Source organism: Janthinobacterium sp. NFX145, from assembly GCF_049810325.1.
In the GTDB taxonomy this organism is placed as follows: domain Bacteria; phylum Pseudomonadota; class Gammaproteobacteria; order Burkholderiales; family Burkholderiaceae_D; genus Janthinobacterium; species Janthinobacterium rivuli.
Genome location: NZ_CP187360.1, coordinates 1,420,520 through 1,445,630, shown reverse-complemented (window position 1 = coordinate 1,445,630; position 25,111 = coordinate 1,420,520). Strand labels below are relative to the sequence as shown.

The 25,111-nt window shown below is 63.1% G+C and carries 21 protein-coding genes; 7 read left to right on the top strand and 14 right to left on the bottom strand.

Translation table 11 applies throughout. From position 1 onward, the window contains the following. Positions 1-33: 33 nt before the first annotated feature. From ACPJXG_RS06510 to ACPJXG_RS06495, 4 genes are all read right to left on the bottom strand, one after another. Entirely contained in the window at positions 34-1,368 is a 1,335-nt protein-coding gene (locus ACPJXG_RS06510) for an ATP-binding protein (RefSeq protein ID WP_425254721.1), read from the bottom strand. A gap of 2 nt (positions 1,369-1,370) precedes the next feature. Continuing rightward, positions 1,371-2,030, bottom strand: coding sequence for a response regulator (locus tag ACPJXG_RS06505; protein ID WP_010400558.1), 660 nt, complete (start codon positions 2,028-2,030; stop codon positions 1,371-1,373). Positions 2,031-2,127: 97 nt separating this feature from the next. Beyond that, a complete protein-coding gene (locus tag ACPJXG_RS06500; protein ID WP_099403592.1) occupies positions 2,128-3,642 on the bottom strand; it encodes a Do family serine endopeptidase in 1,515 nt (504 codons plus the stop codon). 273 nt (positions 3,643-3,915) lie between these two features. After that, positions 3,916-4,374, bottom strand: a complete 459-nt coding sequence (locus ACPJXG_RS06495; RefSeq protein WP_034750759.1) for an Hsp20 family protein — start codon at positions 4,372-4,374, stop codon at positions 3,916-3,918. A 222-nt stretch (positions 4,375-4,596) separates the two neighbouring features. Between ACPJXG_RS06495 and ACPJXG_RS06490 the strand changes: the two genes are divergently transcribed. Then, positions 4,597-4,947, top strand: coding sequence for a hypothetical protein (locus ACPJXG_RS06490; protein WP_035827997.1), 351 nt, complete (start codon positions 4,597-4,599; stop codon positions 4,945-4,947). An 84-nt stretch (positions 4,948-5,031) separates the two neighbouring features. On the opposite strand, the gene ACPJXG_RS06485 is transcribed toward ACPJXG_RS06490, so the two are convergent. The 4 genes from ACPJXG_RS06485 to imuA form a co-directional block, all read right to left on the bottom strand. After that, entirely contained in the window at positions 5,032-5,790 is a 759-nt protein-coding gene (locus ACPJXG_RS06485; RefSeq protein WP_425253736.1) for an alpha/beta hydrolase family protein, read from the bottom strand. A 69-nt stretch (positions 5,791-5,859) separates the two neighbouring features. Beyond that, a complete protein-coding gene (locus ACPJXG_RS06480; RefSeq protein WP_425253735.1) occupies positions 5,860-6,564 on the bottom strand; it encodes a glutathione S-transferase N-terminal domain-containing protein in 705 nt (234 codons plus the stop codon). An 81-nt stretch (positions 6,565-6,645) separates the two neighbouring features. Then, positions 6,646-8,133 carry a Y-family DNA polymerase gene (locus tag ACPJXG_RS06475; RefSeq protein ID WP_425253734.1) on the bottom strand — a complete coding sequence of 496 codons (1,488 nt, stop codon included), beginning with the start codon at positions 8,131-8,133 and terminating at the stop codon, positions 6,646-6,648. Then, positions 8,063-8,773 (bottom strand): translesion DNA synthesis-associated protein ImuA, encoded by a 711-nt coding sequence (gene imuA / locus ACPJXG_RS06470; RefSeq protein ID WP_425254720.1) that lies wholly within the window; start codon positions 8,771-8,773, stop codon positions 8,063-8,065. Before imuA ends, ACPJXG_RS06475 begins: the two co-directional genes overlap by 71 nt. A 206-nt stretch (positions 8,774-8,979) precedes the next feature. Between imuA and ACPJXG_RS06465 the strand changes: the two genes are divergently transcribed. Then, positions 8,980-10,245, top strand: a complete 1,266-nt coding sequence (locus ACPJXG_RS06465; protein WP_035821230.1) for a putative Na+/H+ antiporter — start codon at positions 8,980-8,982, stop codon at positions 10,243-10,245. Between the two features lie 39 nt (positions 10,246-10,284). On the opposite strand, the gene ACPJXG_RS06460 is transcribed toward ACPJXG_RS06465, so the two are convergent. From ACPJXG_RS06460 to ACPJXG_RS06450, 3 genes are all read right to left on the bottom strand, one after another. Continuing rightward, positions 10,285-12,318, bottom strand: a complete 2,034-nt coding sequence (locus ACPJXG_RS06460; protein ID WP_425253733.1) for a GNAT family N-acetyltransferase — start codon at positions 12,316-12,318, stop codon at positions 10,285-10,287. 83 nt (positions 12,319-12,401) lie between these two features. Beyond that, positions 12,402-13,616, bottom strand: coding sequence for an MFS transporter (locus tag ACPJXG_RS06455; RefSeq protein ID WP_425253732.1), 1,215 nt, complete (start codon positions 13,614-13,616; stop codon positions 12,402-12,404). A 307-nt stretch (positions 13,617-13,923) separates the two neighbouring features. Continuing rightward, complete coding sequence (locus ACPJXG_RS06450) at positions 13,924-15,123, bottom strand: alpha/beta hydrolase family esterase (RefSeq protein WP_425253731.1); 1,200 nt, start codon at positions 15,121-15,123, stop codon at positions 13,924-13,926. Positions 15,124-15,362: 239 nt separating this feature from the next. Between ACPJXG_RS06450 and ACPJXG_RS06445 the strand changes: the two genes are divergently transcribed. After that, positions 15,363-15,956 (top strand): PRC-barrel domain-containing protein, encoded by a 594-nt coding sequence (locus tag ACPJXG_RS06445; protein WP_035821241.1) that lies wholly within the window; start codon positions 15,363-15,365, stop codon positions 15,954-15,956. 204 nt (positions 15,957-16,160) lie between these two features. Here the strand turns inward: ACPJXG_RS06445 and hrpA are convergent, their stop codons facing one another. Then, entirely contained in the window at positions 16,161-20,393 is a 4,233-nt protein-coding gene (gene hrpA / locus ACPJXG_RS06440; protein ID WP_425253730.1) for an ATP-dependent RNA helicase HrpA, read from the bottom strand. A gap of 56 nt (positions 20,394-20,449) precedes the next feature. Here hrpA and argA point away from each other — a divergent pair, with 56 nt between their 5' ends. Next, positions 20,450-21,760, top strand: coding sequence for an amino-acid N-acetyltransferase (gene argA, locus ACPJXG_RS06435; RefSeq protein WP_046685875.1), 1,311 nt, complete (start codon positions 20,450-20,452; stop codon positions 21,758-21,760). A 47-nt stretch (positions 21,761-21,807) separates the two neighbouring features. On the opposite strand, the gene kdsA is transcribed toward argA, so the two are convergent. Then, positions 21,808-22,653 carry a 3-deoxy-8-phosphooctulonate synthase gene (gene kdsA / locus ACPJXG_RS06430; RefSeq protein WP_034750794.1) on the bottom strand — a complete coding sequence of 282 codons (846 nt, stop codon included), beginning with the start codon at positions 22,651-22,653 and terminating at the stop codon, positions 21,808-21,810. Positions 22,654-22,872: 219 nt separating this feature from the next. Between kdsA and ACPJXG_RS06425 the strand changes: the two genes are divergently transcribed. Beyond that, positions 22,873-23,145: an oxidative damage protection protein gene (locus tag ACPJXG_RS06425; protein ID WP_034750797.1), complete on the top strand. Its 273-nt coding sequence runs from the start codon at positions 22,873-22,875 to the stop codon at positions 23,143-23,145. A 166-nt stretch (positions 23,146-23,311) separates the two neighbouring features. Then, complete coding sequence (locus tag ACPJXG_RS06420) at positions 23,312-23,836, top strand: DUF6622 family protein (protein WP_425253729.1); 525 nt, start codon at positions 23,312-23,314, stop codon at positions 23,834-23,836. 20 nt (positions 23,837-23,856) lie between these two features. Here the strand turns inward: ACPJXG_RS06420 and rpiA are convergent, their stop codons facing one another. Continuing rightward, on the bottom strand, positions 23,857-24,534 hold the full coding sequence (gene rpiA / locus ACPJXG_RS06415) for a ribose-5-phosphate isomerase RpiA (protein WP_225242217.1): 678 nt from the start codon (positions 24,532-24,534) through the stop codon (positions 23,857-23,859). 206 nt (positions 24,535-24,740) lie between these two features. Between rpiA and ACPJXG_RS06410 the strand changes: the two genes are divergently transcribed. After that, positions 24,741-25,109 (top strand): response regulator, encoded by a 369-nt coding sequence (locus tag ACPJXG_RS06410; protein WP_219307462.1) that lies wholly within the window; start codon positions 24,741-24,743, stop codon positions 25,107-25,109. Positions 25,110-25,111 lie beyond the last annotated feature (2 nt).

Sequence of the window (25,111 nt, the reverse complement as noted above, 5' to 3'; positions counted from 1 at the left end):
CAATGCAACATGCCAAAGATCATGATCAAAACGTTACTTTTTCACGGCTTGCGGGAATTCCACGCGCACGCACAGGCCGCCCAGGCGCTCGGATTTGTCCAGCACCAGGCGCGCGCCATGGCGCTCGGCGATGGCCTTGATGATGGCCAGCCCCAGGCCGCTGCCGTTGGCGTCCGTGCCGGGCACGCGGTAGAAGCGGCTGAAGACGCGCTCGCGCTCTTCGGGCGGGATGCCGGGGCCGTTGTCTTCCACCGACAAGGTCACGCAGACGGGGCTGGCGCGCAGGTCGATATCGACCGTGCCGCCCTGCGGCGTGTACTTGATGGCATTGTCGACCAGGTTGCGCAGCATGATGTTGAGCGCATCGGCCTGGCCCGCCACCTTGGCCGGGTCCATGTGATGCAGGCCCAGGTCGATCTTGCGCGCCTGCGCGATGCCGGCCATGTCGCCCAGCGCCCGCTTGACGACATCGTTCAAGTCCACCGCCTGCAGCTGGTCGCCGCTGGCGGCGCTCGCTTCCTGGCGCGCCAGCACCAGCAGCTGCTCGACCAGGCGCGTGGCCCGCTCGATGCCGGCGCTCACGCGGCTGATCGCCAGGCTGCGTTTTTCTTCCGATTCGGCCCGTTCCAGGCTCAATACCTGCAGCTTCAGGGCCGCCAGCGGCGTGCGCAATTCATGCGCGGCGTCGGCGACGAAATGCTGCTGCGCGTCGAACGCCGTTTTCACGCGCCCGAACAACAGGTTCAGTTCATGCACCAGCGGACGCACTTCGTCGGGCAAGCCCGCTTCCGAGACGGGAGATAAATCGTCCGCCTGGCGCGCCGCCACCTGCTTGCGCACGCGCGAGACGGGCGCCAGCGAACCGCTGACGACCCACCAGACGACGAGCATCAATATCGGCGCCATCAGGGCAATCGGCCCCACCGTGCGCAGCGCCAGGCTACCGGCCATGCGCTTGCGCACGGCCATGTCCTGGGCGATCTGCACGGTCTGGGAACTGGTTTGCACGGAGAAGATGCGGTAAGTCGTGCCGTTCGCCTTTACATTCGAAAAGCCCAGCACGGCGCGCTGCGGCAGTTCCGCGCGCGTGATCGAGCGGAACACCTGCACGCCGTCCGGCGTCCACACCTGCACCACCATGTCGTTGTTGACGGGGTCGGCCGGCAAGGCTTGCGCATGGTTGGCCAGCGGCGCGCCGGAGCGCAGCGACAGGGCCATCTGCTGCATGTGGTAATCAAAAATCTGGTCGGCGTCGTACAGGGCGCTGCGGTAGGCGATCGACGCCTGCGCCAGGGCCGCCATGATGATAGCCGCCAGCAAAAACCACAGCAGGCGGCCGCGCAGCGAATGCGTCACCGTGACCTTCATCCTCATGCCTTGGGCACCATGTAGCCGAGGCCGCGCACGTTCTGGATCAAGTCGCTGCCCAGCTTCTTGCGCAAGCCGTGGATATACACTTCCACGGCATTGCTGTTGACTTCATCCTTCCAGCTGTACAGTTTTTCTTCCAGCTGCGCGCGCGACAACACGATGCCGGGACGCGCGATCAGCGCTTCCAGCACGGCCCATTCGCGCGCCGACAGGTTGACGGGATGGCCCTCGGCGATCACTTCGCGCGTCAGCGGATTGATGGACACGCCCTGGTGTTCGAAGATCGGTTCCGGCCGCCCCGAGGCGCGCCGCAGCAAGGCGCGTATGCGCGCCAGCAATTCGTCGAGGTCATACGGTTTCAACACGTAATCGTCGGCGCCCGCGTCCAGGCCGGCGATGCGCTGCTCGACGGCGTCGCGCGCCGTGGCCACAAGGACCGGCGTATCTAGCTTGCGCAAACGCATCGAGCGCAGCACGTCGAGGCCATCCTTGCGCGGCAAGCCCAGGTCCAGCAGCACCAGGTCATAGGTCTGCGTCTGCAGGGCCGTGTCGGCCATGTCGCCATCCTTGACCCAGTCCACCGCGTAATGCTCGGCGCGCAGCAAATCGAGCACCACCTCGCCGATCATCGTATCGTCTTCTACCAGCAATAAGCGCATGGCTGCTCCTTGTTCAATTTTTCACCCCAAAGGCGAAAAACCGGGGTCGAACCCTGAGGGTTCGACCCCAGTATTTGCCCTTGGGTTTGCTTCTTCATTAACCTAAACGTACGGGAATAAAAATCTTGTCCGGTCCCCGCTGTATCAGCAAGGCGACCGACTTGGCGGATTTTTCCACCACGTCGCGCACCTGCTCGACCGTGTTGACGGGACGGCCATTGACCGACAATAGCACGTCGCCCGGCTGCACTCCGGCATTCGCGGCAGCACCGCCCGCGTCTTCCACCAGCAGGCCGGCGCTGATGCCCGCCTCGCGTTTTTCATCCGATTGTAACGGACGCAGGGCCAGGCCCAGCTTTACCTTGCCGGCGGCGCTGTCGCTCTTCGCCACTTCGGCCACCTTGTCGGCCGCATTGCCCAGGGTTGCCGTCAGGCTCACGATCTTGCCGTCACGCCAGACATCCATGCTGATCTTGTCGCCTGGCAAAGAGGTACCCACCAGCGCCGGCAAGTCGGCCGAGCCGATGATGCGCTGGCCATTGACCTTGCGCACCACGTCGCCCGATTTCAGGCCCGCCTTGTCAGCCGGGCTGCCCCGCTCCACGTTGGCCACCAGCGCGCCTTCCGGCGTGGCCAGCTTGAACGAGTCGGCAAAGCCCTGGTTGACTTCCTGCACCGTCACGCCCAGCTTGGCATGGCTGGCCTTGCCCGTGGCGACGATCTGGTCCTTGATGCGGCCGGCCAGGTCGATGGGGATGGCGAACGACAAGCCCTGGAAGCCGCCCGTCTGGCTGTAGATCTGCGAATTGATGCCCACCACTTCGCCGCGCGTATTGAACAGCGGACCGCCCGAGTTGCCGGGGTTCACCGCCACGTCCGTCTGGATGAACGGTACATTGCTGTCGTCCGGCAAGGAGCGGCCCTTGGCGCTGACCACGCCGGCCGTGACCGTGCTGTCGAAGCCGTATGGCGAACCGATGGCCAGCACCCACTCGCCCACCTTCAGGTCGCTGGAATGGCCGAGCGGCACGATGGGCAGGTTGTTGGCGTCGATCTTCAGCACGGCGATATCCGTCTTCGGATCCGTGCCGAGCACCTTGGCGCGGAATTCGCGGCGGTCGTTGAGCTTGACAGTCACTTCGCGCGCATCGCGCACCACGTGGGCGTTCGTCATGATGATGCCGTCGGGGCTGACGATGAAGCCGGAGCCGAGGCCGTGCGTGGGCACGTCGCGGCCGCCGCGCTGCCCGCCTTGCGGACCCTGGAAGCGGCGGAAGAATTCGAAGAAGGGATCGTTGCCAAAATCGTCATTGCCAGCCTGGGCCGAGGGGTCGTAGGCCACCTTGGTGCTGCCCGTGACGCTGATGTTGACGACGGCCGGGCTGTTGCGCGAAGCGATCTGGCTAAAGTCGGGCAAGGCCACCAGCGGCGCGCTGGCTGCAGGTGCCACGGCGGCAGCCACCGGAGCGGCGGGCGCGCCGGCAGCGGCATTCGCGCCAGCATTGTTCTGATGCACCACCATGGCGCCACCGGCGCCCAGCACACCGATCGCGGCCAGCGCGGCTACGGTGCGTTTGATTTTCAGGGATGCGGTATTCTTTTGCTGTTCCATGAATTGCTCCTCATTCAATGAGATTTTGATGTATGCAATAGTGGGCCACGAGTCTTAGGCGGTGCTTAACATTTTTCCATTTGGAAACAGGCATTTGCGCCTTTAAGCAGGGTTTAATCTTGCCTGCCGCACGCATGTCGCATGGCGATCAAGGAGGCCCCGAACGGGCTCCGGACGTGACACTGGCCGGATCAACCGGCCAGTATTTTACTGCATGGAAAGAGCCTGCCTGGGCGCCGGAGGGGCGCCGGGGTCGGCTCAGATCAGCTCAGATCAGGCTGCCTGGCGCTGTTCCAGCACACTGACGGTGTCGCTGCCGGCGCCGATCTCGATCTTGCGCGGTTTCAGCGCTTCCGGCACTTCACGCACGAGGTCGATGGTCAGCATGCCGTTTTCAAACGTGGCGCCCGTGACCTTCACGTGGTTGGCCAGCTGGAAACGCTGTTCGAAATCGCGGGCAGCGATGCCGCGGTGCAAGAACGTGCGCTCGACGCCATCTTTCTGCTTGCGGCCCGTGACGTGCAGGGAGTCGCGTTCGGTGATGATGTCGATCTCTTCGCGCGAGAAGCCGGCCAGGGCCATCACGATGCGGTATTTATCTTCCGACACCAGTTCGATGTTGTATGGCGGATAGCTCGGTTGCGCATCGGCGCGTTGTTCGTTGAGCAGCTGTGCCAGGCGGTCAAAGCCAATGGCGGAACGATACAGGGGAGCAAGGTCAAAAGTACGCATGATAAATATCCTTTTCAAATGAAGCGATAAGAGGGGCGGACCTCACCATGAGCATCCGCTTGCTACCAATCTAAGGACGATCAAGCGGCCTTCAAGGCCTTGAAATTGGCGAAAAGCGCCCCAGACCTCGCGAAATTTGTAAGAAATTTTTACAAGCTCCCTCCAAGGGGATTTTGCATGGCGCCTCCCATGCGGGGCCGGCTTTTGGTGTATGCTGGCGGCATGAATAATGACACCGACATCCAGCTCAGCGGCCCCTTCAAGGCCACCGACGGCTCCGGCCGTGCCCACGACATCAAGGCCATCCGCATCTTCGACGAAGGCTACGGCATCATCGACGTCTACGTCGATTTCGCCGCCCCGCTCGAAGCGGGCGCCTACAAGGACAAGACCCTGGTCGGCCACATCCTGGCCCGCCTGCGCAGCCTCGGCTACGTTGGCCCCGACTTCGGCCATGGCGACCTTGGCCTGCAAGACAAGAAACTGATCGTTCTGGAAGCGCCAGAGGAATTTTCCGCCTTTGCAATCAGCAAAGGCTGGAAGGATCTTTCGGCAGAATTCGACGAGGACTGAGCCGTTTTCTCCCCATCTGCGCCGTACCCGCATCTTGCCGGTACGGCGTTTTTCATGGGTGAAGACTTAATTCAGCTTAGTTGCTTAGTTGATATAGCGCGCGCTCCAGGCGGCAATGACGTTGGCGACATACGCCGCGTCATCGCGCCCCGTCAGCAGATGATCGGCATCGTCGAGTGAAACGAAGCTTTTCGGGTGTTTGGCTGCCGTAAAGATATCCATCGCATTCGACAGGCTCACCGTCGTGTCGTTCGGCGCGTGCATCACCAGCAGGGCTCGGCGCAGGCCGGCGATGTGCTCCTTTAAACTGTGGCTGCCCGCGTCGTCGACAAATTGCTGGCGGATGCGGAAAGGCCGCCCTTCCAGCTGCACCAGCGCTTCGCCCTCGGCGGCGATTTTTTCCAGGTGGTCGCTGAACATGCGCGTCACGTAGGCGGGCGTGCTCGGCGCGGCCAGGGTGGAGATGGCAGTGGCTTCCGGCACTTGCGACGCGGCGGCCAGCACGGCGGCGCCGCCCAGGCTATGGCCGATCAGCAATTGCGGTGCGGCGTGCCTGGCCCGCAAAAAGTCGGCGGCGGCGACCAGGTCGTCCACGTTCGACGAGAAATTCGTGGCGGCGAACTCGCCTTCGCTGGCGCCCAGTCCCGTGAAGTCGAAGCGCAGCACGGCGATGCCATGTTCCGTCAAGCCTTGCGCGATGCGCCGCGCGGCCAGCACGTCCTTGCCGCAAGTAAAACAGTGGGCGAACAGCGCGTAGGCGCGGATGGCGCCGTCGGGCGCATCGAGGCGCGCCGCCAGCACATGGCCATGCGCGCCGGGAAAATCTTGCCGGGTGGATTTCATTGTCTCAGATCAAAGCTGCCGCGCAGGGCGGCCGATGGCGCATTGTAGCGCCGTCCGGCCACGGCTGTTTTAGCCACGCGATGGGATGTCGACACCCTTGATGACGGCAGGCCGGGCCAGGAACACATCCAGCACGCGCTGCACGTTCGGGAAATTGCCAAAACCGACGAGATCGCCCGCACCATAGAAGCCCACCAGGCAGCGCACCCACGGGAAGATGGCGATGTCGGCAATCGTGTACTGCTCGCCCATGATCCAGTCGCGGCCCTGCAGGCGCTGTTCGAGCACGCCCAGCAGGCGCTTGGCCTCGCCAAGATAGCGCTCGAGCGGACGCTTGTCTTCGTAGTCCTTGCCGGCGAATTTGTGGAAGAAGCCCACCTGGCCGAACATGGGGCCGATACCGCCCATCTGGAACATCAGCCATTGGATCGTTTCATAGCGCAGGCCCGCGTCCTGCGGGATGAACTTGCCCGTCTTTTCTGCCAGGTACAGCAGGATGGCGCCCGACTCGAACAGGGCCAGCGGTTTGCCATCGGGACCGTCCGGGTCGAGGATGGCGGGAATCTTGTTGTTCGGATTAAGGGACAGGAAGGCGGGCGACAGCTGGTCGTTCTGCTCGAAGCTGACCAGGTGCGGCTCGTACGCCAGGCCCAGCTCTTCCAGCAGGATGGAAACCTTGATGCCGTTCGGCGTCGGCAGCGAGTACAGCTGCAGGCGCTCGGTATGCAGTGCAGGCCATTTTTGGGTAATGGGGAAGTCGGAAAGCTGTGTCATGGATATCCTTTGTTTCAATGAAAGATGCGGCACCGGGAAGCCAGTATAGCCAAGCATGGCAATTTCAGCAGAACAGCGCATTTAGCCAAACAAGCCATGCAAAAACCAGCGCGGCGCGGCGTCTTCCGCGCTGCCGGCGATGCGTTCGCGGTAGACCCAGTAATGGGCGTGGTCGAGGCCTTCGGCAATGAAATAATCGCGCGCCTGCGACTGGCCCCACCAGCCCGCTTCGATGCGCTCGGCAACGGACACCATTTTCAGGGGCGAGCCATAAAACGGCCGGTGCTCGCGCATCAGCAGGGCGATGGGCTGGGCCAGCAGCCAGCCTGGACGGGGCATGCCGGGCAAGCCGGGCGGCAAGTCGGGTAGCGCGATTTTTGCGCCTGGCCTGGCCGGCAGCGGCAGCCACTGGTTGGCCGCCTCGGGGCGGTAATCGGCGCGCGGCGCGGCCTGCAAGACATTGTCGCTCCCCAGGCGCGCCACCAGCAATTCCAGCAAACGCTGGCGCTCCTGCGGCGTGCCGCCCGGCTCGGGGAACAGGCTGTCGCTGGGCGGCGCCATCGGCTGCACCTGCAGCGCTTCCAAGGTCAGGCCGATCACGGGCGCGTCCAGCGCCAGCTGCGCCAGGCGTTCCTTGAGCAGGCGCACCAGGTGCTCGTCGCGCCACACGGCCTCGCCCAGCGCCAGGTCGATGACGGTGGGAGCGCGCGCCACCCTGCCCCGTTCGTGCGCCAGCAGCAATTGAATGCGCTCGACGGCAAATTGCCGCGCGCATAGCCAGCCCGTCATTTGCTGCAGCAGGCGGCGCGCGCCGAACAGCAGCGCGTCGGCGTGCTCCACGCGGTCGAACAATTCCAGGCTGGCGCGGAACGTGGGCGGCGCCTCAATCCACACGAACAGTTCCGTGCTGTGGCCATGCGCATCGTCGAGCATGGCCAGCAAAGCCCCGCCGCAGCGGCGCTGCAAGCCGGGCCGGGGCAAGTGGCGCAGCTGCCCCAGGGTGCGGCAACCGATGCCCTCGAACCAGTCCAGGTAAGGGCGCGCGGGCGGCAGCAGAGCGCACGGCAGGCCGTCGAGGCGGCGAGTGAGGCTCTCCATGCCCAGCACGCGGCTCCGGCGCGTGCCGGCGCGCGCCAGCAGCCAGGCGCCGCGCGCCGTGGGAGCGCACGACAGCTGGGCCGTGTAGCCGAGCGCGCGCAAGCTGGCCGCGATCTGCCGGCACAGGGCGCGCACGCCGCCAAACAGGCGCAGGCTGGCGCCCGCATCGACCAGCAGGGTCGCTTCCTCGCCCTGCGCCACCAGCGGCGAATATTGCAGCAGCGCCAGCGCCACCGCTTGCAAGGCTTGCGCTTCCAGTTCAAGCGAGCGCTCGTGCAGGCGCGCCTGCGGCGCCAGCATCAACGCACCGGCGCGGCGCATGCCCGGCCGGATGCCGGCGGCCAGCGCCAGCGGCGACACGGCCATCACTTGCTCCTGCTCCAGCACTACGCCGAGGCTGTCAGCCGACCAGCGCGGGCAAAATACTTCGAGCGGGAGCCGGGGCAGGCACAGGCCGATCCAGAGTCGCATGGCGTAGCAATAATGAAGGAGGTTGCAGGGGCAGGAACAGGGGCGCGTCGCGCTGCGGTCCCCGGCGCTTGATGAAGCCGATCTCGATGCCGCCGGCGGCCGGGCGCACGGACAGGCGCAACGGCGCCGGCGACGCATCCTGCGCGCCGTGCAGCGGGCGCAGCATGCAAAACAGGGTGTTGCCGCCTTGCGCGGCCAGGTGCAGGCGGCGCAGGCTGTCGGCGCGCACGTGCTGCTGCCAGAACAGCAAGGCGCCGCAACTGCCGCTGCGCAAGATGTTTTCCGCCGCCCACAGGGCATCCTTGCTGCTGGCGCTTTTGAGCCACAGCAGCTGCGACGGCGCCAGCCCCTGTGCCACCAGGGCCAACGCCTGCGGCGGATGGGGCGGCTGCAGCAGCACGATGGGCAAGCCCTGCAGTTGCGCCAGCGCGGGCGCCAGCAGGCGCAATTCGCCGCTGCCCGCCTGCTGCACCAGCAGGTCGATGAGACTGCCGCTGGGCCAGCCACCGCCGGGCAGCTGCGCGGACAGCGCGGCAAAGCCCGTGTCCAGGCAGCGCGTGGCGCCCTGCCCCAGCTGCGATGCGCGCCATAAAGACGGGTGCAAGGCTTCCGGCGAGGCCATCAATTGAGAATGTTGCATCATTGAATAGATAGATGAATACTGTATGCACATACAGTACTATCCAGCCCCGCTTTTGGCAAGGTTTATCTCACTGCCGCAACCGCAGGGGCCGCTCCGCCATGTCCGAAAAACCCCGTTTTTGGCATCGATTGCTGTACCATAAGCACTCTCCTTACCGCTCGGCAATGCACCGGGCGGCTTCCTCCGTCCATAAGGAAACGCATTTGACCACCATCCAAATCATCAGCGCCATCGTCTTCGGCCTTGCGCTCATCCACACTTTTGCCGCCAAGTCGTTTGAAACCTTGTCGCGTCGCCATCCCCGCCATGCGGGCCTGCTGCATTTGCTGGGCGAAGTCGAAGTCGTGTTCGGCTTCTGGGCCTTCATCCTGATCATCATCATGGCCTTTGTCTCGGGCAGCGATGCGGCCATCGAGTATGCCGAGTCGCGCCATTACACGGAGCCGCTGTTCGTCTTTGTCGTTATGGTCGTGGCCGCCTCGCGCCCCGTGCTCGACGCCGTGCAGCGCCTGTTGAAAAGCGTGGCGCGCGTGATGCCGCTGCGCACGGAACTGGCCCTCGTCTGGCTGGGTCTGGCGCTCGTTCCGCTGACGGGCTCATTGATCACGGAACCGGCCGCCATGACCCTGGCGGCGCTGATGCTGGCGCCGCAAATCTTTCGCCCGGGCATTCCTGAATGGCTGAAATACGGCGCCTTGGGCGTGCTGTTCGTCAACGTCTCCATCGGCGGCACCCTCACCTCGTACGCGGCACCGCCCGTGCTGATGGTGGCCACCACGTGGAACTGGGACAGCGCCTACATGGCCAGCCATTTCGGCTGGAAGGCCGCCATCGCCGTGCTGGTGAACGCCACGGGCGTGAGCATTTTGCTGCGCAAATACCTGCACAGCAATACCTCCGACATCAAGCCGAAAGCGGGCGAGGTGGAAGCGCCGAAAGTACCGCTGGCCGTCAGCCTGGTGCACATGATCGTGCTGGCCGGCGTGGTGACACTGGCGCACCATCCCGTGCTGTTCATCGGCCTGTTCCTGTTCTTCCTCGGCTTCGTACAGGCGTATGAACGCTATCAAAGCCCGCTGATCCTGAAAGAGGGTTTATTGGTCGGCTTCTTCCTCGGCGGCCTGGTGGTACTGGGCGGCATGCAGCAATGGTGGCTGCAGCCCATCGTTTCCAGCCTGAAACCACTGGCCCTGTTCTTCGGCGCCCTGGGCTTGACGGCAATTACCGACAATGCGGCCCTGACTTACCTCGGCTCGCTGATCGTCGGCATGACGGACGAAGCGAAATACATGCTGATGGCTGGCGCCGTGGCCGGCGGCGGCCTGACCGTCATCGCCAACGCGCCGAACCCGGCCGGCGTGGCCCTGCTGCGCCGCGGTTTCAAGGATGAATCGATCGGCGCCGTCGGCCTGCTGGCCGGCGCCCTGCTGCCAACGGCCGTGTCTGCCGTGGCCTTCCTGGCCCTGTAAGCCTCATCACGGGGCGGCTGCCGGCCGCCCCTGCGTCCCTCAGTTTCCGTCATACACGAGGAAATGCAGCCGGTCATAGAACAGGCTGTAGGCATAGTCGAACGTGCCCACGCTGCGAAACCCCTTGTGCAGATACACTTGCAGCGCTTCGCTCTTTTCCCACACCGTCAGGGTGATGCGCGCGCAGCCTTTGCGGCTGGCCAGGTCGCGGATTTCATGGAACATTTGCCGGAACAAACCCTGGCCCCGGTATTTCTCGTCGATGGCCAGGCTGCTGACGAAACAGTCGTCGGCGCGCGCATGCGCGAGCACGAAGGCGTCATACGCATCGTCGAGCGCCTTCATGTCGTCGCGGTAATATGACACGGCGCCGCAGGCCTGGAACTCGTCCATCGTCGCGGCCGTGAAAAAGCCGATGAAACGCCCTTCCTCGTCATGCAAGCCGTGGATGTGTTCCAGATACGGGTCGATATTTTGCCGCCGCTGCAATTCGACGAACTGCAGATTGAGTTTGTTGCCGAACGAGCAGTATTCAAGGTAGCTGGTGGCAAACAGCAATTTCGCCATGCGGTTCTTCGTCTCGTCGTCCAGCAATTCGCCCGCCACCAGCGTGAGCGGCGCATGCGACAGCAAGTCCGCCTGCGCCTCGTCACCTGGCGGGGGCGCATCGCCGGCGGCCGGCATGCGGCTGCCGTGGCGGCCCACCGTCGGGCGCCAGAAATTGCCGGCGGTAATCTGCTGCGAACGGTGGGCCAGCAGGTAGCGGCAAAAGACGGCATTCACGCGGTCCAGCTGCGGGTCGTCCGACAGCACCGAGTAATAGTGAAAATGATCGATGTCGGCCCGCAACTGGGCCGCATACGCCATGCGCGGCACTTCCTCGATGTCGAACACGTCGACGATGTCGGGCAGGCGCAAAGGATCATCGAGCCGCCAGCCGATGTCGTCGAGCCGCGCCACGCAGCGGGCATATGCGCGCCGTTCCTCGTCGCTCAAGGGGATGTGCATGCCGGTAATGATATCGTCCAGCAAGCGCATGCCGCGGATGCCGCCCGCCACCGCTTCGCGCGCGCCGTCATACAGCACGCAATAGCGCTGGTAGAACTCGGCATGGCTGAGCAGGGTCACGCCCAGGTTCTTCTTCCATTCGGCATAAAACTGGCCAAACAGCTGCGCCTCGAATTGCGGGCAGGAACGGGGAACCTGCGCATCGATACCCGCATAGGCGAGGTTCACATTGCGCTGGATCACGCGCAGCGCCGCATCGTTCTTCTTGGCGATCAGCATGCCCGTTTCATCGAGAAACAGATTCATCCAGCTGACATGCCGGCGCTCTTCTCCCTCGCCTTCCCTGCGCTGGAAATAATCGGGCACTTCAGGCTTCATCAGGAAAATCGTCGCCGGATTATGCGGCACCGTATCGACATCCATATACATGCCGCCGTATTCGCACATGATGAGGATGCGGAAATAATCGGACAAGGTGGCGAAGTAGCGCTGCGTATGCAGGGTATCGAGGATGCCGAAGCGGGCCGGCGCGAAATCGAGCGCCAGCGCGCGCAGCGAGTTGATATGCAGGGTCGTGCCGCCGATGGCGTAGCGGCCTATCGTGTAGCGCCCGGCGCCGCCAGTGGGGCTGAAGCGCTCGTCATGGCGCAGCTGCTGCGCATCCCACACCCACAGGATGGAGACGTACGGCGCGCCGCCGTTGTAGCGGACCTCCTCCAGCGCCGCGCCCCACTGCCCGATCGCTTCGGAAGCGATGGCCGGCAAGGGGCCGCCCATCCAGATGCGGTGCAGGTAGCGCTCGTCGTCGCCGAGCGCGCGCGTGGGGATGCAGCTGAGCGAGGAGCAGCTTGCCGCGTTGAAATGGTTAAAGTTCAGGGCGACGAAGCTGCGCAGGGCCGCGATGCCAGCCTGGTGCTCCACGGCCAGTTGCTCCAGATCGCTGCCGGGGGGCCGGACATCGGCCAGGGTGATGTAATCGAGTTTCAGCCGGTTGATGCGAAACTCGTATTCGAGGTTGAAAATCTTTGCTTGATCGTGTTTCGAGGCCAGGTCATCTATTTTCATGGGCGCACCATTTTCCGCAGGAGAGTGTCAATGAACTTCGCAGGAGGTAAAACAAGGTCGAGAACAGGCGCATCGTTGCGCCATCAGTGCCGGGCCAGCCGCACCCCGCTTTCCCGGCGCCCCGCCATGCCCCGCGTAAACAGCAGCAGGCAAGCCGTGATGACCACGATGACGGGAATATTGAGCAGCGCATACGTTTCCAGCGCATAGCCGAAGCGCTGGCACAGCACGTTGTACAACTGCAGCCAGGCGGACAGATAAATGCAGTACAGCAAGCTCATGGCGGCCGTCGTCAAGGTCATCGACTCCTTGCTGGCCGTGATCGCGCTGCGTATCAGTGCGCCATTGAACAGGCCAAAGCCGATGGAATAGACAAACATGCAGGCCGCAAACACGTCGACGTGGTGGCGGCCCGCGCCGGCACCCAGCATGCCGGCGGCAGCGATCAGCCCGCCCAGGCGCAGCAGGGAGACGAGAGGGAAATCCTGGCGCAGGCGCTGGATGGCGATGCTGCTGAGGACAAAGCCCGACAAAATCACGCATTGCAAGGCGATATACGTGGCATAGGAGGCACCCATTTCCTGCAGCACGAAAATGGGCGAAAAGCCGATCCAGGCCGTCAGGGGCACGGTGGCCAGCCCGGCCGTGAACATGCCGAACATGAAGCGCCCATTGCTGAAAATGGCAACATAGCTGCGCACGATGGCGGCCAGGTCCGGGCGCGTGACGGCCGGTGACGCGCGCGGCATGGTCTTGAACAGGCCCAGCAAGGACAGCAGCGCCAGCAGGCCGGAGAGGAAAAAGACGTAGCGCCAGTCCAGCCGGCTGATGATGGCGCTGCCGAGGATGGGGCCGGCCAGGGGCGCGAGGATGGTGGTGCTCGACAGGATGCTGCTCAGCTTGACGGCAGCCATGTCGTCGAACAGTTCATGGATCATGGCATAGCCGACGAAGATGAAGCAGCAGCCCATGCCCTGGATGAAACGGGCGGCGAGAAATTGCTCGATCGACGTGGAAAATGGCACGGCCAAGGTGGCCAGCAGGAACAAGGTATTGCCGGTCAACACGAGCTTGCGCTTGCCGATGGTGTCGGCCAGGGGCCCCAGGAAAATCTGCAGGGAACTGCCGCCCAGCAGATACAGGCTCAGGGACAGGGGAATGAATTTTTCCTCTGCCTGGAACTCGCCGACGATGCCCAGCATGGCCGGCATGATCATGTCGTTCGACAAATAAATATTCAGTTCAAAGACGAGGAAAAACGCAAAGAACCACAGCAACTGCTTGGACTTGATGGACATGGCGCGTTCCGTAACGTGGGTGGCTGCCGTCAGTGCGTATCTACCGTCGGGGCATGGGACGGCAGACACGGATTACACTGAAAACGTGTACCAATTGTATACCAGTTCGTATTTTTAGCGCCTGTTTTTGTGATTTTTAAATACCGCAGCAATACCACTTTGTAAAATTCATGCTGCTGCGACATTGGGAAATCTGCGCTGGAAAGGGCGCGGCCAGCGTGCCGGCAGGCTGGCCGCGGCCCTGCGGGGAAAGGAAGAACGATGCGTACCAGTGCCCGCGCACCGTTGCGGCGCGCGGCACACTGGCTTACCGGCGGCGGTGGCTGGCGAAGAAATCGAGCAGCATCTTGCTGGCGTCGGGCCTGGCCTTGTCGTTGAATGGCAGGCTGGCGTCGCCGCCGCTCCACGCGTGCTCGAGGTGCTCGACCTGCGCCACGCGCAGCAGCACATCCTTGCCCACCTGATAATCGTGCAGCGCATACGCATGCGCCGGATTGCGCCCGCCCGCCGCGCCGCCAGGCAGACGCTGCGCCGTCACCACGGTATCGAACGGCAAGCGGTTGACGCGCACGCTCTGGCGCACCAGCTGCGTCTGGTTGATGGGCCGCACCACCTTGTCGGCCAGCCCTTGCAGCAGGATGGTGGGCAGGCGGGGAAACGCCGGCTGGCGCGCCAGCACTTCATCGATGGCCGCGTCGGCGCGGGCGGCAGCGCCATGCTGCATCACGCCCAGCGCGCCGATCAGGTTATGCCCGGCGCCAAAAACGGGCCCGGAATGCAGGCCCAGCGCCGCGAACAGATGAGGATGGTTGAGGGCCACGATATGCGCCATGCCGGCGCCGGCGGAAATGCCGCAGATATAGATGCGCGCGCGGTCGATCGCATAACGGGCCGCCACCTGCTCGATGGCGCCGACGATCAGGCGCACGTCGCCGCCCCCCTCCTGGGTCAGCTTGTCGTACCACTTCCAGCAGCGGCGCGCATGCGAACGCAGCGATTGCTGCGGATACAGCACGGCATAGCCCTTGCGTTCGGCCAGGCGGTTCATGCGCGTGCCGTCGGCAAACTGCGTGGCGCTCTGTTCGCAGCCGTGCAGCATTACCAGTAGCGGCCGGCCCCGGCTGCGCATGGCGGCGCTCGGCGCCTTCTCGGGCAGGTACAGAAAATATGGCAGGCGCCGGCCCGGCAACTGGCCCAGTTCCGGCAACGGCGCATAGTGGGCGGCCAGCCACTTGCCCGGCGGGGGCGCCGTTCGCTTGCGCACGCGCGGGGGCGGCAGGGGCGTGGCAAAGGGCGCCAGGGCGGGCACGGCGTCGCTGACGGGCCTGGCGCGCGGCTTGGCGATTGCTTTGGCCTTGGTCTTGGCCACGGGCTTGCTGCGGGGTTTGGCCTTGGGCTTGGCCGGCACCGGGCCGAACAGCACCTTGGCCAGCTTGGTCGCCGTGCGCTGCTGCGCCTTACCGGCGCGCAACAGCCCGCGCAGCCATTTGGTGGCGGGCTTTACCATGGCGCGCGGCGCGCGTGTCGTTGTGGAGCGTACCGCAAGTTCATCCCTCTGCAGCGTTGCATCGTCAGCATGTGCGGCCTCCTCCTTGGAACGCATAGAGTACCGCAATTGGCTGACAGCACCGTACGTTGGCACACCGATAAAAGTGCCACTGGCACTATTGAGGCAGATCAAACGCTACATAGTGCGTATGCTTACTCTGGATGTTCGATCAGCACTTCACACGAGGAGAGAACACCATGAGCTATCTGGACCGCGACATCCTGGGCATGTACCGCAACCACGACGGCCCGGGGCCGGCCCTGATGGGGGCCGATACCCTGATCGGGGACGATGTCTACAATCACGACGACGAGGAACTGGGCGACATCAAGGAAATCATGCTCGACATGCGCACCGGCCAGATCGCCTATGCCGTGCTGTCCTTCGGCGGCATCATGGGTATGGGCGACAAGCTGTTTGCCGTGCCCTGGGAACGCCTGACCCTGGACACCGTCAACAAGCGCTTCCTGCTCAACGTCGACAAAGACCTGCTGAAAGACGCTCCCGGCTTCGACAAGAACAACTGGCCCGACATGGGCAGCGAAGCGTGGAACCAGCAGATGGAAGCGTTCTATGGCAGCGGCACGCGCTACGGCAGCGGCGCCATGGCAGGGGGCCACATGCCCTCCGGCAGCGACCTGCGCAGCGGCGCCAGCCTGCAATCGGGCAGCGAAGGCAGCATGTCCGGCAGTTCCATGAGCGGCAGCCGCGCCGGCACGGGCGGCAGCCAGAGTGACCTGGGTTCGCGCTCATCGCTCAGCGATGATGATGATCTCAACAAGCGCACTTGAGAGATCAGGTGGAACGTAGGTCGGGTAGGATGGATTAGCGGAGCATGTTGCTGCCCATCGTTAGCGTCAAGGCGCCTCTAGAAACCGTAGCGAGCAAGTTCAATATCGCGTTGAGTAGCGCAACCGTACTCTGTACGGGGGCGCCGAGCCGGTGAGCAACGCCGACGCGATAGTGAGCTGCGCAGTAGGTTTATAGAGGTGCCATCACCGTTGCATCGACTCCCATACTTTCTGCAGGCGCTTGGCCGACACCGGCATCGGCGTCCGCAACTCCTGCGCAAACAGCGACACGCGCAGCTCTTCGAGCATCCAGCGGAAGTCGACGAGTTTCGGATCCGTGTTCTTGCCGGCCTGGCGGTCCTTGGCCTGGCGCAGATACGGCGCGGCGGCCGATTGCCACTCGGCCATCAACTTGGTGTCGCGCGTGGGGTCGGCGCGCAGCTTTTCCAGGCGCACATTGATCGCCTTCAGATAGCGGGGGAAATGCGCCAGCTGCGTGTACTCGTTTTCCGTCAGGAAGCGTTTATGCACGAGGCCCTGCAGCTGCGACTGGATATCGGTGGCCGCCGCTGCAGGAATATTCTGCAGACGCTTCGGCAAGCCGTGGAATTCCGTCAGCACTTGCGACAGCAAACGGGCGATTTCATTCACCAGCAGAACCAACCGCGACTTGCCCTCCGCCTGGCGCTTGGCGAATGAAGCGGCGTCCAGCGGCAGCGGATCTTGCAGGCAGGCGATGTCGAGCGCCTTGTTGATGATTTGCTCGCGCAACTCTTCCTGCGAACCGAGAGCCATGAATTGCATGCCCATCTGCTGCAAACCCGGAATGCTTTTCTCGACGTATTTGATCTGCTCCTTCATTTGCAGCGCGAACAATCGGCGCAAACCGATTTTATGCGTGCGGGCGGCCACGGTCGGGTCGTCAAACACTTCCAGGTCGCAATGCGTGCCCTTGTCGACCAGCGCGGGGAAGCCGATCAGGGTCAGCTTGCCTTGCACGATTTCCAGCAACTCCGGCAATTCGCCAAAGGTCCAGGCCGTCAAGCCCATGTGCTGCGAGACGGTGGCGTTGCCTGACGCCGGTGCGGCCGCAGCGGCTGCGCCCTTGGCTGGCGCACCGCCCTTGCCTGCCGCCGCATTGGCGGCGGCGCCCTGCGCTTGCGCCTGCAGCCGCGACGCCACTTGCGCGCCCGCCACTTTGGCACCGGGCGTGCCCGCACCGGAAACGCCCGACACTTCGGCCAGCTTCTGAAAACTCTGGCGCGCCTGGCCGCCAAATTCCGCCTGCAGGGTGGCCAGGTTGCGGCCCATGTCCAGCTGGCGGCCATGCTCGTCGATCACCTTGAAATTCATGAAGTGATGGGCAGGCAGGGTTTCCGGCTTGAAGTCCGTCGTCAGCACATTGATCGTGATCTGCGTGCGGATGTCGAGGATGATGGCGTCGATCAGGTCACCGCGGCCAAACACGCCCGCTTCATGCACGCGCTCGCAAAATTTCGCTGCGTAATCGGGCAGCGGCACGCAGTGGCGGCGCAGCTTTTGCGGCAACGATTTTAATAGCAGATGCACTTTTTCCTTCAGCATGCCCGGCACCAGCCATTCGCAGCGTTCGCGCGGCAACTGGTTCAGCGCATACAGCGGCACGGCCAAGGTCACGCCATCGCGCACGCTGCCCGGCTCGAAATGATAGGTCAGGCCCATTTCCAGGCCCGTCACGGACATGGTTTTCGGGAACAGGTCCGTCGTCACGCCAGCCGCCTCGTGGCGCATCAGCTCTTCGCGATTCAGATACAGCAGCTTCGGATTGTCGCGCGTCGCCTCTTTATGCCATTTCTCGAAACCGGCGCCATTGCACACGTCCGCCGGCAGCAGCTTGTCGTAGAAGGCGGCGATCAGTTCATCGTCCACCAGCACGTCCAGGCGGCGCGATTTATGTTCAAGGTTTTCAATATCCTTGATCAGTTTATGGTTGTGCGCAAAGAACGGCGCGCGCGTGTCGAAGTCGCCGCCAACGAGCGCGTCGCGGATGAAGATTTCACGCGCTTCCGGCAAGTTGAAATTGCCGTAATTGATGCGGCGCTGGCTGTACACCACCAGGCCGTACAGCGTGGCGCGTTCGGACGCCGTCACTTGCGCCGAGCGTTTTTCCCAGCGCGGCTCGCCCCACGATTTCTTCAGCAAATGCTCGCCGACCTTCTCCAGCCATTCGGGCTGAATTTGCGCCACGCAGCGCGCGTACAGCCGCGTCGTGTCGACCAGTTCGGCCGCCATGATCCACTTGCCCGGCTTTTTCAGCAGCGAGGAACCAGGCCAGATGTGGAACTTGATGCCGCGCGCGCCCAGATACCCGGCGCCAGGCTCGTCTTCGCCCTTGAAGCCGATATTGCCCAGCAAGCCGGTCAGCAAGGCCATGTGCAGATTGTCGTAGGTGGCTGGTGCTTCGTTCAGGCGCCAGCCCTGTTCCTTGACGATGGTCAGCAGCTGCGAATGCACGTCGCGCCATTCGCGCAAGCGCATCTGCGACAGGAAATTCGTGCGGCAATTGTCTTGCAACTGGCGGTTGGTTTTCTTGTGCTCGATGGCCGATTCGAACCAGCGCCAGATTTTCAGATAGCTGAGGAATTCCGATTTTTCATCGGCAAACTTCTTGTGCGCCTCGTCAGCCGCCTGCTGGTGTTCCATCGGGCGGTCGCGCGGATCCTGCACGGACAGGGCCGAGGCGACGATCAGCACTTCGCTCAAGCACGCGTTATCGAGCGCGGCCAGGATCATGCGGCCCACGCGCGGGTCGAGCGGCAGCTTGGCCAGCTTGTTGCCCAGCGGCGTGAGTTTGTTGACCTCGTCGACGGCACCGAGTTCCTGCAGCAATTGGTAACCGTCGGCGATCGCGCGCGCCAGCGGCGGCTCGATGAAGGGGAAGGTTTCCACGTCCGTCAGGTGCAGGGATTTCATGCGCAGGATGACGGCCGCCAGCGAGGAGCGCAGGATTTCCGGCTCCGTGAATTTCGGGCGCAGCAAATAATCCTGCTCTTCGTACAAACGGATGCAGACGCCATCGGCCACGCGGCCGCAACGGCCGGCGCGCTGGTTGGCGGCCGACTGGGCAATCGGCTCGACCTGTAATTGCTCCACTTTATTGCGGTAGCTGTAGCGTTTCACCCGCGCCAGGCCAGCATCGACCACGTAGCGGATGCCGGGCACGGTCAGCGAGGTTTCCGCCACGTTGGTGGCCAGCACGATGCGGCGCGCATTGCTGGTTTTAAACACGCGCTCCTGCTCCTCGGCCGACAAGCGGGCGAACAGCGGCAAAATTTCCACGTGCGGCGGATGGTGCTTGCGCAGCGCTTCGGCGCAGTCGCGGATCTCGCGCTCGCCCGGCAAGAACACCAGCACGTCGCCCGAGCCGATGCGGCACAGTTCTTCCACGCCATCGACGACGGCATCCATCAGGTCGCGCTTTTCGCGCGCAGCTACACGTACATTCGCCGTCCGCTGGCCAGGTTTGTCGGGGTTGGCGGCACCGGGCATGGCCACCTGTTCCCGTTCCACGGGACGGTAGCGCACTTCCACCTGGTACAGACGGCCCGACACTTCGATCACGGGCGCCGGTTTTTCCGGCGTGCCGAAATGGCGCGAGAAGCGTTCCGCATCGATGGTGGCCGACGTGATGATGATTTTCAGATCGGGCCGGCGCGGCAGCAATTGCTTCAGATAGCCGAGCAGAAAGTCGATGTTCAGGCTGCGTTCGTGCGCTTCATCGATGATGATGGTGTCGTAGTTTTTCAACAACGGGTCGGTCTGCGTCTCGGCCAGCAAGATACCGTCCGTCATCAGCTTGACGGACGCGCCACGGCTCAGGGTGTCGGTAAAGCGCACCTTGAAACCCACCGTTTCGCCCAGCGGTGTGCCCAGTTCCTGCGCAATGCGCTTGGCCGTCGACGAGGCGGCGATACGCCGCGGCTGCGTGTGGCCGATCATGCCCTTCTGTCCCCGTCCCAGCTCCAGGCAAATCTTCGGCAACTGGGTCGTCTTGCCGGAACCCGTCTCGCCCGAAACGATGATGACCTGGTTTTCCGTCAATGCCTTGGCGATTTCGGCGCGCCGGCCCGAGACGGGCAAGTCTTCCGGATACGTAATCGGCGGCAGCGGATTGCGGAAAGCCTTTTCCGCTTCGCGCGCGGCGCGGGCTGCGTCGCGGCTTTCACGGCTTTCCTGCCCCTCGCGCGGCGGGCGCGCGGCCTGAGGCTTGCCCTGTGCCGATCGCTGCTGCTGTTGCTGTTTCTGTTGTTCCGCGCGCGGCGGCTGCTGCCTTTGCTGGCTCACGGGCGGGCGCTGGCGGCCCTGCGCAGGCGTGGCGGCAGGCGTGGCAACATCCCCGCTGGCGGGCACATTTGCAACGTTGGAAGGAGGGGAAGACTTATTGCTGGCTGAAGACATTGTTTTTTACAGGTATTTTAAGCGCGCACATCGCGCAGCGAATTATAATGCGCTTAATGGAAAACCCTACCCAATTCGTCCAATGGCTGCGCTCCGTCGCGCCCTACATCCACGCCTTTCGCGGCAAGACCTTCGTGGTCGCCTTCCCCGGTGAACTCGTCAGCGCCGGGGCGCTGCAGGTGCTGGCCCATGATTTATCCCTGCTGCATGCGCTGGACATCAATGTCACTGTTGTCTACGGCTCGCGGCCGCAGGTGGCGGAACAGCTGGCCCTGCGTAACGTCGAAGGCCGCTTCCACAACGGCGTGCGCATTACCGACATCGCCGCGCTGGAATGCGCGAAGGAAGCCGCCGGCGAGCTGCGCCTCGATATCGAGGCCGCGTTCAGCCAGGGCTTGCCGAACACGCCCATGTCGCATGCGGCCATCCGTATCATTTCCGGCAACTTCATCACGGCGCGCCCGCTGGGCGTGATCGATGGCGTGGACCTGGAACTGACGGGCATCACACGCAAGGTCGACGCCGAAACCATCCATTCCATCCTCGGTTCGGACGGCCTGGTGCTGCTCTCGCCGCTGGGCTTCTCGCCTACCGGTGAAGCGTTCAACCTGACCATGGAAGACGTGGCGTGCAGCGCCGCCATCGCCCTGCACGCGGATAAACTGATTTTCATTACCGAAACGCCGATGATGGAAGACGCGACGGGCGTGGAAATCCGCGAACTGTCGTCGCACCAGGCCGAAGCCGTGCTGATGGCGGGCTTTCTGCCCGACGCGACGGCGTTTTACTTGAAACATTGCGTCAAGGCATGCCACAACGGCGTCGAGCGCTCGCACATCGTACCGTTCTCGATGGATGGTTCGGCGCTGCTGGAATTGTTTACCCATGATGGCGTGGGCACCATGATCAGCCATGAAAACCTGGAAAGTTTGCGTCAGGCTACCATCGAAGACGTGGGCGGCATCATCAAGCTGATCGAACCGCTGGAAGCGGACGGCACTTTGGTGAAGCGGGGCCGCGAGCTGATCGAACGCGAAATCGATTATTTCTCCGTCATCGAGCATGATGGCGTGATCTTCGGCTGCGCCGCCCTGTACCCGTTCCCTGCGCAAAAGATGGCGGAAATGGCATGTTTGACCGTCAACCCGGAAGTGCAAGCCCAGGGCGACGGCGAACGCATCCTGAAACACATGGAAAACCGCGCGCGCGCCGCCGGCCTGAACAAGCTGTTCGTGCTGACCACGCGTACCTCGCACTGGTTCAAGAAGCGCGGCTTCGTGCCGGCCACCGTCGACGATTTGCCGAAGGACCGCCAGCATATGTATAACTGGCAGCGTAAATCGCAAGTATTGATCAAGACCCTGTAAAACTGAAAAAGCCCGGCATGCCGGGCTTTTTCTTTACTGAAATATCATTACTTGATATTCAGCGGCGCAAACGATTTGACCAGGTCATCGAGCGCCTTCAGTTGCGCCAGGAATGGCTCCAGCTGGTCCAGCGGCAAGGCGCTGGGGCCGTCGCAACGGGCGTTGTCGGGATCAGGATGGGCTTCCAGGAACAGGCCGGCGATGCCGACGGCCAGGCCGGCGCGGGCCAGATCCGCCACCTGCTGGCGGCGGCCGCCCGACGCGGCGCCGCCGGGGTCGCGCTGCTGCAGCGCATGCGTGACGTCGAAGATGATGGGCAGGTCGTCGCAGGTTTTCTTCATGACGCCAAAGCCCAGCATGTCGACCACCAGGTTGTCATAGCCGAGGCAGGTGCCGCGGTCGCACAGGATCAGTTGATCGTTGCCCGCTTCCTTGAATTTTTCGACGATATTGGCCATCTGGCCTGGGCTGAGGAATTGCGGCTTCTTGATGTTGATGACTTTACCGGTTTTCGCCAGGGCCACGACGAGGTCCGTCTGGCGCGCGAGGAAGGCGGGCAATTGCAGCACGTCGACCACTTCGGCCACTTGCTGCGCCTGCCACGGTTCATGCACGTCGGTAATCACGGGTACGCCGAACGCCGCCTTGACGTCCTGGAAGATGCGCATGCCTTCTTCCAGGCCCGGACCGCGGTAGGAATGGATCGACGAGCGGTTGGCCTTGTCGAAGCTGGCCTTGAACACATAGGGAATGCCCAGTTTTTGCGTCACGCGCACATATTCTTCGCAGGCGCGCATGGCGAGATCGCGCGATTCGAGCACGTTGATGCCGCCAAACAGCGCGAAGCTGCCTGTATTGCTGACGTCGATGCCATGGACTTTCACTGAGGTCATAGGGATTCCATATTGGTTAATTGTTACTACTTGCTTGGAAGAGGCGCAGCCAGCGGCTGGCGCGATAAGGCATCTTACTAGCTGGGGCGGCGCAGATCAAATTTGATCCAGCGCAAGGGCGCGGCAAACGGCGTGTCGCCAGGCCGCGACGGCCCCGCGAGGGCAGGCGCAAAGTGCCTTATAATCACGCTTTATCTCTACACTGATTCAGGAGCACAGATGGCCCGCACGATCCACTGCATCAAACTCAACAAGGAAGCCGAAGGACTGGATTTCCCGCCGTACCCGGGCGAACTGGGCAAGAAGATTTACGAATCGGTGTCGAAGGAAGCGTGGGCTGCCTGGCTCAAGCACCAGACCATGCTGGTCAATGAGAACCGTTTGAACCTGGCCGACGCGCGCGCCCGCAAATACCTGGCCACGCAGATGGAAAAGCATTTCTTCGGCGATGGCGCCGATGCGGCCATGGGTTACGTTCCCCCTACCGAGTAAGTTTCAAGCATGCCCGTGACCACGTCACGGGCAGTTTCACCTGCGTTTCACGCCCGCCCCCGCCGTTTCACGGCACTGCCTCCCTGTTTCGTCGCACACCGCTCGCCGCCCGCGCCGTCGGCTGGCACAGTACGTCCATCGACAACCTCATTCCAAGGCGGACACCATGTTGCAGCAAATCTTCAGCCACACTCCCCTCTACGTCTGGGCCATCCTGGGCTTTCTCGTCTATCGGGGCGTGCTGGCCAGCCGGGCGCGCGAAGTGACCTTGCGCAAGCTGTGCATCATTCCCCTCGTCATGCTGGCCTTGTCCCTGAGCGGCGTGCATAGCAGTTTCGGCTTCGATGGCGTGGCGCCGTTCGCCTGGACCGCCGGCGCCCTGGCCGGCGCGGCGCTGGCTTGGACGCTGGCCGATGCGCGCAAGATCGTCGCCATTCCCGAACGGGCCAGCGTGCAGCGTCCCGGCAGCTGGGTGCCGTTGATCTTGATGATGAGCATTTTCTGCATGAAATATGCGGTCGCCGTGACTCTGGCCATCGCACCAGCCTATGCCCATGCGCCCGGCTTCAGCGTGCCCGTCTGCCTCGCCTATGGCTGCTTCAGCGGCATCTTCCTCGGTGGCTTGCTGCGCACCGTGGCCGTGTACCGGGCTGTGCAAAGTGAAGGCTGGGGTCAGACCCGGCGGGTCTGACCCCGGATTTCTGCTGCGTATCAGTATGCCAAAGTACGCACGCCTTCCGGCATGCCCAGCAGGCAGACATTCGCGCCGCGCACGGCGAACAGGCCGACGGCGATGACGCCGACGATCTGGTTGATCTGCTGTTCCAGCGCCACCGGGTCGGCAATCTGCAAGCCCAGCACGTCGATGATTTCGCCGCCGTTATCGGTAATGAACGCTTCCGTGCTGCCAGCCTTCAGGCGCAAACGGGGCGTGCCGCCCAGCGCGGCCAGTTGGCGCGAGACGGCGGCGCGGGCCATCGGCACCACTTCCACCGGCAGCGGGAAAGCACCCAGGGTCTCGACGAGCTTGGAGCCGTCGGCGATGCAGACGAACTGTTTCGAGACCGAGGCAACGATCTTTTCACGCGTCAATGCCGCACCGCCGCCCTTGATCATGGCGCCGCTGGCCGTGATTTCATCGGCGCCATCGATGTAGACGGCGATCGATTCAACATCGTTCAGGTCGAAGACGGGAATGCCATGGCCGGCCAGGCGCGCGGCCGTTGCTTCGGACGACGCGACCGTGCCCTTGATGGTGTCCTTGATCTTGGCCAGTTCATCGATGAAAAAGTTGGCGGTGGAACCGGTGCCGACACCGATGATTTCACCTTCAACTACATAGGCGATGGCGGCGCGGGCTACGGCTTGCTTCAATTCGTCTTGGGTCATGGCATTCAGGCTAAAGTGAGGAATGGCGCTATTTTAACGGATTGCCGGCCCGGCCAGCCGGCCATCATGACCGACGCTGCGACGCGATACAACAGCTAAACGGGAAAACCTTGCCCTAGGGCAATTGCGCACCCAATTACACTCTATGCCCTCTAAAATATGCGAAAATGAAACGATACACCGATATGACGTTTCAGGAATAGCACATGACTCACAGTAAACAGGTACTTGTTGTCGATGACAGCCGGGTTTCACGTTTGATGTCGCATCAGTTCATCCTCAGCAAACATGCCGACTGGCAAGTGATTGAGGCGGCGACGGGTGAGGAAGCCCTGGAAAAGGTCAAGACCGTCACTCCTGTGCTGATATTACTGGATGTCAACATGCCCGGCATGGGCGGCATCGCGGCCGCGGAGCAATTGCGCGCGCTGTGCCCGCAGACGCACATCATTCTCGTCACGGCCAATGTGCAGAACGCCACGCGCAACCGCGCCAGCGAACTGGGTGTGGGCTTCATGGAAAAACCGATCACGGAAACACGCATCCACCAGCTGATCGAATCACTGGGACTGTGAGC

What these genes read in the sequence shown, in the direction of transcription:
- ACPJXG_RS06410 (WP_219307462.1), top strand. Translation starts at nt 24,741, where the DNA reads ATGACTCACAGTAAACAGGTACTTGTTGTCGATGACAGCCGGGTTTCA.
- ACPJXG_RS06460 (WP_425253733.1), bottom strand. Translation starts at nt 12,318, where the DNA reads ATGAAAATAGATGACCTGGCCTCGAAACACGATCAAGCAAAGATTTTC.
- ACPJXG_RS06490 (WP_035827997.1), top strand. Translation starts at nt 4,597, where the DNA reads ATGAATAATGACACCGACATCCAGCTCAGCGGCCCCTTCAAGGCCACC.
- ACPJXG_RS06505 (WP_010400558.1), bottom strand. Translation starts at nt 2,030, where the DNA reads ATGCGCTTATTGCTGGTAGAAGACGATACGATGATCGGCGAGGTGGTG.
- rpiA (WP_225242217.1), bottom strand. Translation starts at nt 24,534, where the DNA reads ATGACCCAAGACGAATTGAAGCAAGCCGTAGCCCGCGCCGCCATCGCC.
- ACPJXG_RS06420 (WP_425253729.1), top strand. Translation starts at nt 23,312, where the DNA reads ATGTTGCAGCAAATCTTCAGCCACACTCCCCTCTACGTCTGGGCCATC.
- ACPJXG_RS06480 (WP_425253735.1), bottom strand. Translation starts at nt 6,564, where the DNA reads ATGACACAGCTTTCCGACTTCCCCATTACCCAAAAATGGCCTGCACTG.
- argA (WP_046685875.1), top strand. Translation starts at nt 20,450, where the DNA reads ATGGAAAACCCTACCCAATTCGTCCAATGGCTGCGCTCCGTCGCGCCC.
- kdsA (WP_034750794.1), bottom strand. Translation starts at nt 22,653, where the DNA reads ATGACCTCAGTGAAAGTCCATGGCATCGACGTCAGCAATACAGGCAGC.
- ACPJXG_RS06450 (WP_425253731.1), bottom strand. Translation starts at nt 15,123, where the DNA reads ATGGTAAAGCCCGCCACCAAATGGCTGCGCGGGCTGTTGCGCGCCGGT.
- ACPJXG_RS06510 (WP_425254721.1), bottom strand. Translation starts at nt 1,368, where the DNA reads ATGAAGGTCACGGTGACGCATTCGCTGCGCGGCCGCCTGCTGTGGTTT.
- hrpA (WP_425253730.1), bottom strand. Translation starts at nt 20,393, where the DNA reads ATGTCTTCAGCCAGCAATAAGTCTTCCCCTCCTTCCAACGTTGCAAAT.
- imuA (WP_425254720.1), bottom strand. Translation starts at nt 8,773, where the DNA reads ATGCAACATTCTCAATTGATGGCCTCGCCGGAAGCCTTGCACCCGTCT.
- ACPJXG_RS06485 (WP_425253736.1), bottom strand. Translation starts at nt 5,790, where the DNA reads ATGAAATCCACCCGGCAAGATTTTCCCGGCGCGCATGGCCATGTGCTG.
- ACPJXG_RS06475 (WP_425253734.1), bottom strand. Translation starts at nt 8,133, where the DNA reads ATGCGACTCTGGATCGGCCTGTGCCTGCCCCGGCTCCCGCTCGAAGTA.
- ACPJXG_RS06425 (WP_034750797.1), top strand. Translation starts at nt 22,873, where the DNA reads ATGGCCCGCACGATCCACTGCATCAAACTCAACAAGGAAGCCGAAGGA.
- ACPJXG_RS06500 (WP_099403592.1), bottom strand. Translation starts at nt 3,642, where the DNA reads ATGGAACAGCAAAAGAATACCGCATCCCTGAAAATCAAACGCACCGTA.
- ACPJXG_RS06455 (WP_425253732.1), bottom strand. Translation starts at nt 13,616, where the DNA reads ATGTCCATCAAGTCCAAGCAGTTGCTGTGGTTCTTTGCGTTTTTCCTC.
- ACPJXG_RS06445 (WP_035821241.1), top strand. Translation starts at nt 15,363, where the DNA reads ATGAGCTATCTGGACCGCGACATCCTGGGCATGTACCGCAACCACGAC.
- ACPJXG_RS06495 (WP_034750759.1), bottom strand. Translation starts at nt 4,374, where the DNA reads ATGCGTACTTTTGACCTTGCTCCCCTGTATCGTTCCGCCATTGGCTTT.